This is a genomic window from Ochrobactrum sp. SFR4 (assembly GCF_019730395.1).
GTDB lineage: Bacteria > Pseudomonadota > Alphaproteobacteria > Rhizobiales > Rhizobiaceae > Pseudochrobactrum.
On record NZ_JAAPBB010000923.1, the window covers coordinates 1 to 262 of the forward strand.

Genomic DNA, 262 nt, shown 5'->3' on the forward strand with positions numbered 1-262 from the left:
CCTATAAAGAGCGGTTGGCTCTGCTCGGATTAGGCCTCGAAGACCGGCTGAACACGCGGGTTGAACTGCTTTCCGGTGGCCAGCGGCAATCTCTTTCCTTGATTATGGCCGTTGGCGGTTCGCCGGATCTGTTGTTACTGGACGAGCATACTGCTGCTCTTGATCCGCGCACGGCAGATATTGTTATGCAGGCAACAATCCGCGCGGTGAATGCGCTGCAACTAACCACGCTTATGGTGACACATAATATGCAACATGCTGT

The 262-nt window shown here is 53.8% G+C and carries 1 protein-coding gene; it reads left to right on the forward strand.

The features are described from left to right. Positions 1-262: ATP-binding cassette domain-containing protein (locus tag HBA93_RS21795; RefSeq protein WP_221724640.1), on the forward strand; the 262-nt coding region annotated here is incomplete at both ends.